At 68.9% G+C, this 7335-nt stretch carries 6 protein-coding genes; 3 read left to right on the top strand and 3 right to left on the bottom strand.

The window, feature by feature from the left end:
• The first annotated feature begins 189 nt into the window (after positions 1-189).
• From BM133_RS24820 to pdxA, 3 genes are all read left to right on the top strand, one after another.
• Complete coding sequence (locus BM133_RS24820; protein ID WP_093439801.1) at positions 190-1542, top strand: MFS transporter; 1353 nt, start codon at positions 190-192, stop codon at positions 1540-1542.
• Positions 1539-2312 carry a Nif3-like dinuclear metal center hexameric protein gene (locus BM133_RS24825; RefSeq protein WP_093439803.1) on the top strand — a complete coding sequence of 258 codons (774 nt, stop codon included), beginning with the start codon at positions 1539-1541 and terminating at the stop codon, positions 2310-2312. Before BM133_RS24820 ends, BM133_RS24825 begins: the two co-directional genes overlap by 4 nt.
• A gap of 61 nt (positions 2313-2373) precedes the next feature.
• The gene (pdxA, locus tag BM133_RS24830; RefSeq protein WP_093439806.1) at positions 2374-3414 is read left to right on the top strand and encodes a 4-hydroxythreonine-4-phosphate dehydrogenase PdxA; all 1041 of its coding nucleotides are present in this window, start codon (positions 2374-2376) and stop codon (positions 3412-3414) included.
• Between the two features lie 23 nt (positions 3415-3437).
• Here pdxA and mscL read toward each other — a convergent pair whose 3' ends face one another.
• From mscL to BM133_RS24845, 3 genes are all read right to left on the bottom strand, one after another.
• Complete coding sequence (mscL, locus tag BM133_RS24835; protein WP_093439808.1) at positions 3438-3869, bottom strand: large conductance mechanosensitive channel protein MscL; 432 nt, start codon at positions 3867-3869, stop codon at positions 3438-3440.
• A 59-nt stretch (positions 3870-3928) separates the two neighbouring features.
• On the bottom strand, positions 3929-6433 hold the full coding sequence (locus BM133_RS24840; protein WP_093439811.1) for a tetratricopeptide repeat protein: 2505 nt from the start codon (positions 6431-6433) through the stop codon (positions 3929-3931).
• A 158-nt stretch (positions 6434-6591) separates the two neighbouring features.
• A partial coding sequence (locus BM133_RS24845) for a YadA-like family protein (protein WP_177224933.1) occupies positions 6592-7335 on the bottom strand: 744 nt, incomplete at its 5' end.

Here is a 7335-nt window from a genome sequence, read left to right on the forward strand (position 1 = left end):
AAAGCGCAGCCCGCGTGAATACGGGATAACCCCTAGCATCGCGGCGCAGCCGCACCCGGGCTGCTCTTTTCCCGGCCTCCCGCGCTGCCCACCCGGCGGATGCGGCCAGGCGTTTCGTCAGCGCGCCATGTTCAGTTTCCCATCCGGTTCCACGGCCCGGCGCGCGCGGTCACGATTTCCCTGCCAGCCATGACTTCAGAAGCAACCCTCCCGGACGGCGCAAAGCCCGCCCCGGCGCGCACCCTCGATGCGCGCGACTACAAGACCCTCGCCCTTTCAGCCCTCGGCGGAACGCTGGAGTTCTACGACTTCGTCATCTACGTCTTCTTCGCCACGGTGCTGGGCGGGCTCTTCTTTCCCGCCGACATGCCCGAGTGGCTGCGGCAACTGCAGACCTTCGGCATCTTCGCGGCCGGCTACCTGGCGCGCCCCGTGGGCGGCATCGTCATCGCGCATTTCGGCGACCTGCTGGGCCGCAAGCGCATGTTCACACTGTCGATCTTCCTCATGGCCGCGCCCACGCTGGTGATCGGCCTCCTGCCCACCTACGCGGGCATCGGCGTGGCGGCGCCCCTCCTGCTGCTGGCGATGCGCGTGCTGCAGGGCGCGGCCATCGGCGGCGAAATGCCCGGCGCCTGGGTGTTCGTCGGCGAGCACGTGCCCGCCAGGCGCTACGGCTTCGGCATCGGCGCGCTGACCTCGGGCATCACCGGCGGCATCCTGCTGGGCTCGCTGGTCGCGGTGGCCATCAACCGGCATTACTCGCCCGGGGAGGTGAGCGATTTCGCCTGGCGCATTCCCTTCATCCTGGGCGGCGTGTTCGGGCTGGTGTCAGTGTACCTGCGCCGCTTTCTGCACGAGACGCCGGTGTTCAAGGAGCTGGCCGGCCTGAAGTCGGTCGCCCGCGAGCTGCCGCTGCGCACCGTGCTGCGGGAGCACCGGCTGGCTTGCGTGTACGTCGCGCTGCAGACCTGGGTGCTGTCGGCCGCGATCGTGGTGGTGGTGCTGTACACGCCCACCTACCTGCAGAAGGTGCACCACATCCCGGCCGCGCTGGCGCTCGAGGCCAACGCGCTCGCCACGCTGACCCTGACCATCGGCTGCGTGATCGTCGGCTGGGCCAGCGACCGCATCGGCACGCGCGCGGTGATGCTCGTCGGCTGGGGCGGCCTCTTCGCGACCGCCTACCTGTTCTACACGGGCCTGCCCGGCACGCCGGCCACGCTGTTCTGGCACTACGGGCTGGTGGGTTTCTTCGTGGGCACCATCGCCACGGTGCCGATCGCGGGCGTGCGCGCCTTCCCGGCGCCGGTGCGCTTCACCGGGCTCTCGTTCGCCTACAACATGTCGTACGCGGTCTTCGGCGGGCTCACGCCTGTGATCCTCACGCTCTGGCTGCAGCACGACACGATGGCCCCGGCGCACTACGTCGCCGCGCTGGCGGCGCTGGGCTTCCTGCTCGCGCTGTGGCCACTGGCCGCGCGCGGCCATGGCATGCGCGATGGCGCCGGGGCCCCGGGGAGCGCGACAATGTCGCGATGAGCACCACACGCCACGAACTGCTCCACGCATTCGACCTGTTGCTGGCCCCCGGGCGCTTCAAGGACTACGGACCCAACGGCCTGCAGGTCGAAGGCCGCACCGTGGTCCGCAAGATCGTCTCGGGCGTGACCGCCAGCCGGGCGCTGATCGAGGCCGCGATCCACGCCGAGGCCGATGCCATCTTCGTTCACCACGGCCTGTTCTGGCGCGGCCAGGACGGCTGCGTCACCGGCTGGATGAAGCAGCGGCTGGGCCTCCTGCTCGGCGACGACGTCAATCTCTTCGCGTACCACCTGCCGCTCGATGCGCATCCGGAACTGGGCAACAACGCGCAGCTCGGGTTGCAGCTGGGGCTCGCGGCGCACGCGGGTTCGGCGGGGCGGTTCGGGGAGCAGGAACTGGGCTTTCTCGGCGCGCGAGAGAACGGCGAGCACTTCGCCAACGCCAAGGCGCTGGCCACGCACGTCGAGAAGGTGCTCGAGCGCCCCGTCACCCTGCTCGATACGGCGCACCGCCCCATCAAGAACATTGCCTGGTGCACCGGCGGCGCCCAGGGCTACTTCGAGGCGGCCATCGCGGCCGGCGCCGACGCCTTCATCACCGGCGAGATCTCCGAGCCCCAGGCGCACTACGCGCGCGAGATGGGCGTGGCGTTTCTCGCCTGCGGGCACCACGCGACCGAGCGCTACGGCGCGCAGGCCGTGGCCGCGCACGTGGCGGCGCAGCTCGGGCTGAAGCACGAGTTCATCGACATCGACAACCCGGCATGAGCGCAGCGCCGGGCCGCCCCAAGCAAGCTCGCACCGCCGCGCGGAGCGCGGAGGTTTCCGAATGAGCGGCGCGATCGCCATCACGCTGGGCGATCCCGCGGGCATCGGTCCCGAGATCATCGCCAAGGCCTTCCGCGACGCCCCCGATGCGACCCGTGGCGCCTTAGTGGCCGGCGACGTGGCCACGCTGCGGCGCGCATCGCAGGCACTCGCCGGACCGGGGCAGCCCGCATGGCCCGTGGCGCAGATCGAGACCGTGGCCGAGGTGGGCACCCTGCCGCCCGGCTGCATCCCGGTGCTGCAGGTCATTGCGCCGCCAGCGAACATCGTGCTCGGCCAGATCAGCGCCGAGGCCGGTCGCGCGGCGGGCGATTGCGTGGTCTGGGCCGCGCGGGCGGCGCTGCGCGGCGAAATCGCCGCCATCGTGACCGCGCCGCTGCACAAGGAGGCCCTGGCCGCGGCCGGCTTCCCATACCCCGGCCATACCGAGCTGTTGCAGGCCGAGGCCGCGGCGCACATGGGCCGCAGCGTGGCCGAGGTGCCGGTGCGCATGATGCTGGCCAACGACGAGCTGCGCACGGTGCTCGTGAGCATCCACATGTCGCTGCGCGATGCCATCGAGGCCGTGCATTTCGAGGGCGTGCTGCAGACGCTGCGGATCACGCACCGCGCGCTCTCCCACGCGCTGGGCCGCGCGCCGCGCATCGGCGTCGCGGGTCTCAATCCGCACGCGGGGGAGGGCGGCCTGTTCGGTTCGGAGGAGCGCGAGACCATCGCGCCGGCCATCGCTGCGGCACGCGCCGAAGGCATCGACGCCAACGGGCCCCATGCGCCCGACACCGTGTTCATGCGCGCCCGCGCCAAGCACGGCGTGCAGGGCAGCGGCGAGTTCGACGTGGTGATCGCGATGTACCACGACCAGGGCCTGATCCCGGTCAAGTACCTCGGCGTGGAGAAGGGCGTGAATGTGACGCTGGGGCTGCCGCTGGTGCGCACCAGCCCCGATCACGGCACCGCGTTCGATATCGCGGGCACGGGCCTGGCCGATGCGTCGAGCCTCGTCGAGGCGCTTCGCATGGCAAGGACGCTGGGAAGCGCCTGAAGGGCCTGAAGGGCCTGAAGCGCTTAGGGACGCTTCAGGCTGTCGCGGATTTCGCGCAGCAGCGTGATGTCTTCCGGCGTTGCGGCCGGTGCGGCGGGCGCTGCTTCTTCGGTCTTGCGCAGCTTGTTGATCTGCTTGACCATCATGAAGATGATGAAAGCCAGGATCACGAAGTTGACGGCCACGGTGATGAAGCTGCCGTAGGCCAGCACCGGAACACCGGCCTTCTTCAGGTCGGCCAGCGTGTTCGCCACGCCGGCGGGTGCCGTGCCCAGCACCACGTAGAGGTTGGAGAAATCGAGCTTGCCGAACACCAGGCCGATCACCGGCATGATGATGTCGGCGACCAGCGAATCGACGATCTTGCCGAACGCCGCGCCGATGATCACGCCGACCGCAAGGTCGACGACATTGCCCTTGACGGCAAATTCCTTGAATTCACTGAGGATGCTCATGATTCAAAAGGCTGCTGGAGCTCTGCTGTTGAAGGAGTGCCGAGTATGCCCGCGATTGCTCACTTCTCCAGAGGGCGCAGCGCAACGCCGATGTGCTCCGGCGGCAGCCCTTCACGGCTGCGTGTGGCGATCTGCCTGAACCCGTCTTCCAGGTGCCGCACGAAGCGCGGCGTGTCGAAGTAGCCGCGGCGGGCGTCCTTCGCTTGGGCCAGCCGGCTGCGCAGCACGGCCAGTTCGTCCGGGTGCGTGGCGTAGTGCACGGCCTTCTGGACGTACTCGTCGTGGTTCGTGGCCACCAGCTCCGGCAGGCCGATGGCGCCCAGCAGGCTGCCCGCCATGCGCGAGACCATCGTGGTGCCCGTGAGCGCCAGGAGCGGTACGCCGGCCCACAGCACGTCGTTGGCGGTCGCGCCGCTGCTGTAGGGGAAGGTGTCGATGAACAGGTCGCCCAGGCCGATGCGGGCCAGGTGCCTGTCGATCGGCATGCGCGGCGAGACGACGAGCCGCTCGGCCGGCAGGCCCGCGGCCTCCCACTGCGCGCGCAGGTTGGGCTCGAAGCCGCCCGGGCCCTGCGCGAGCCAGAGCACCGCGTTCGGAATGCGCTGCACGATGCGCACCCAGGCAGCGAAGGTCTCCGGCTGGATCTTGAAGGACTGCGAGAAGTTGCACAGCACGAAGGCGTCCTCGGGCAGCCCGTGGTCGGCGCGCGTGGCCTTCGCGGGGCTGGTGGCGCGCTGCGAGTCGATCACCTGGAAGGTCTCGGGCAGGCGCAGCAGCTTCTCCGAATAGCAGTCTTCCGTGCCCGGCGGCGAGAGGAAGTTGTCCGACACCAGGTAGTCGTAGCTCGGCGTGCCGCTGGTGCCCATGTAGCCCAGCCACATGAGCTGCGCCGGCGCTGCGTGGTAGGCCATCACCTGCGGCTTGGCGCCGCGCGTGTCGCCCGACAGGTCGACCAGGATGTCGACCTCGTCCTCGCGGATGCGCTCGGCCATCTGCTGGATCGACTGGCCCTGCATGTCCACGAAATGCTCCACCGAGGCGGCGATGCGCGCGCGCGCCGGGTGGCCGTCGTCGGGCCCGTACGAGTACGCGAACACCTCGAAGTCCTTGCGGTCGTGCCGGGCGAAGAGCTCCGCCGTGAGGTGCGCAACCGGGTGGTTGCGAAAGTCGAACGAGTAGTAGCCCACGCGGATGCGCGGCGAGGTGCGGCGCGCGCCGGCATCGGCCGCCTCGGCAAAGGGCTTGATGCCCGCGTTCCTGTCGGCCAGCGTGGCCGAGCGCTGCGTCCAGGTCATCAGCCGCCGCGCGTCGTCGTAGTTCGACATCAGGATGAACGACGACACCGTCTGGTCGTTGCCCGGATTGTCCAGGTGCGCGGCGATTTTTTCGCGCAGTTCGGGCACGCCGCGCCAGTCGGCGATGTGGGCCTTCTCGCCCAGCATCCACACCATGGCCGGCATGAAGTTCGGATCGTCGCGCAGGCACTGCTCGAACTCCGCAATGGCGGCTTCCGACTGGCCGGCCATCACGTAGGTCACGCCCAGGTTGCATCGCGCGAGCACCTGCTTCGGGTGCACTTCGAGTGCCTTCTTGAGCACCTCGATGGCGGTGTCGAAATGGCCGAGCCGGAAGTTCACCGTGCCCAGGTTGTTCAGCAGCAACTCGTGCTCCGGCAGGCTGTCGAGCGCGAGCCGGTAGAGCTCGGCCGATTCCGCGAAGCGCATCGACACGCCTTCGAGTGCGCCGCACACGCCATAGAGCGCCGCCACGCCTTCGGGGTCGGACAACGCCTTGTGGCGCTCTTCGGCCGGCCAGTTGCGCATGGCGTGCTGCATGGGCGCGATGGCGTCTTCGGTGCGGCCGGCGCTGAGCAGCGCCCTGGCCAGCAGGTACGAGGCCTCGAAGTCGCGCCGGTCGGTCGCGGCCTGTTCCAGCGAGGCGAGGGCACCGGCCCAGTCCTTCTGGTGCGCGCGAATCTTGCCGATGTTCTTGTGCGCGGCGGTGTAGTTCGCGTCGAGCTTCAGGGCCTGCTGGAATTGCACGACGGCTTCATCGAAGCGGTCTTGTTCCATGTCGATCGCGCCGGCGTTGTTCCATGCCGCGGGCACCTGCGGCGCAAGGCGCGTGGCATCGGCCGCGGCCTCGCGCGCCTGCCGGAATTTCTTCTGCTGGCGATAGACCGCCGACAGGTTCACGAAGGCCTCGGGGTAGTTCGGAAATGCCTTGATCGCGCGGCGCAGGTCCTGCTGCGCCTCGGCCAGGAGGCCCAGGTGCATGAAGATCGTTGCGCGGGTGTTGAAGTAGAAGTGATGCGCCGACTGCGCGATCGCCCGGTTCACGTAGTTGAGCGCCAGCCGCGGGCGGCCTTGCCGGTACAGCGCCTCGCCCGTCAGGTGCAGCGCGTCGGCGTGGCCGGGGAATCGGGCGAGCAGGTTTTCGTAGACCTTCAGTGCTTCGGCGAACAGGCCCTGGCGGTGCAGCACGAGGCCTTGCTCCAGCAGGCGAGGCGCGTTGTCCTCGATGTTGTCTTCGGAGCCGACGGGCGCGATGGAGGAGGTGGTCATGAAGCCATGTGATGGACGGGTCGGAGGGCCGCCGAGGACACCGGCCCCGACCCTTGCTGCAACGAAAAAGACCGGTCACCCAGTATAGGTGCCGGCCTTCGATTTCATCCTGCCCAAGCACCCCCGGCGCGTTGGCGCCGCGGGTGCTCAGGGTCGGATTACCAAGCCCAGGAGGCGCCGATGCCGCCGCCCACCTTGCCGGTGGTGCCGCTGCCGAAGTTGACCTTGATCTGGGCCGATTCGCTCAGGCGGAAGCTGGCTGCCGCGGCGACCGCCGAGCGGCCGTCGTAGGAGCCCACACCCACGCCGATGCCGAAGCTCTTGCCCGCTTCGAGTGCCGGCACCGAGGCGGCAGCCAGGGCGATGGCCGCACCGGTGCTGCTCGTCTTGCGCATGTCCTGCACTTCGTTGCGGACCTGGTTCAACTGCGACATGTTGGCTGCGTCCGTCGGCAGGATGCCGGGTGCCACGTTCTGGATGCGCCCGTTGGCGACCATGCCGTTGCCCGCCGTGATCGTGCCGCCGGCCGACACGTTGCCCGTGACGTTCACCGTGCCTGCGTTCAAGGTGGTGACGTTGCCGGTCACCGCGTTGATCGTGGTGATGTTGCCGGTCTGCGTGTTCAGCACCGTGATGTTGCCGTTGGCGGCCGTCAGCGTCTGGAAGTTGCCGGTGTTGGCGTTCACGGTGGTGGCGTTCACCGTGCTCGCATTGACCGTGCTGGCGTTCACCGTGGTCGCGGCAATCGTGTTGGCGGTCAGTGCGTTGATGGTTGCGCTGGCTGCCGACAGGTTGGTGGTGCTGACGTTGGTGGCGCTGATCGTGTTGATCGTGGCGCGGCTTGCCGTCAGGTTGGTGGTGCTGACGTTGGTCGCGCTCAACGTGTTGATCGTGCCGTTGTT

The sequence above is a fragment of the Variovorax sp. 770b2 genome (genome assembly GCF_900115685.1).
Taxonomy (GTDB): Bacteria; Pseudomonadota; Gammaproteobacteria; order Burkholderiales; family Burkholderiaceae_C; genus Variovorax.

Coding starts and splice junctions, on each gene's coding strand:
- BM133_RS24840 (WP_093439811.1), bottom strand. CDS start 6,433: ATGACCACCTCCTCCATCGCGCCCGTCGGCTCCGAAGACAACATCGAG.
- pdxA (WP_093439806.1), top strand. CDS start 2,374: ATGAGCGGCGCGATCGCCATCACGCTGGGCGATCCCGCGGGCATCGGT.
- BM133_RS24825 (WP_093439803.1), top strand. CDS start 1,539: ATGAGCACCACACGCCACGAACTGCTCCACGCATTCGACCTGTTGCTG.
- BM133_RS24820 (WP_093439801.1), top strand. CDS start 190: ATGACTTCAGAAGCAACCCTCCCGGACGGCGCAAAGCCCGCCCCGGCG.
- mscL (WP_093439808.1), bottom strand. CDS start 3,869: ATGAGCATCCTCAGTGAATTCAAGGAATTTGCCGTCAAGGGCAATGTC.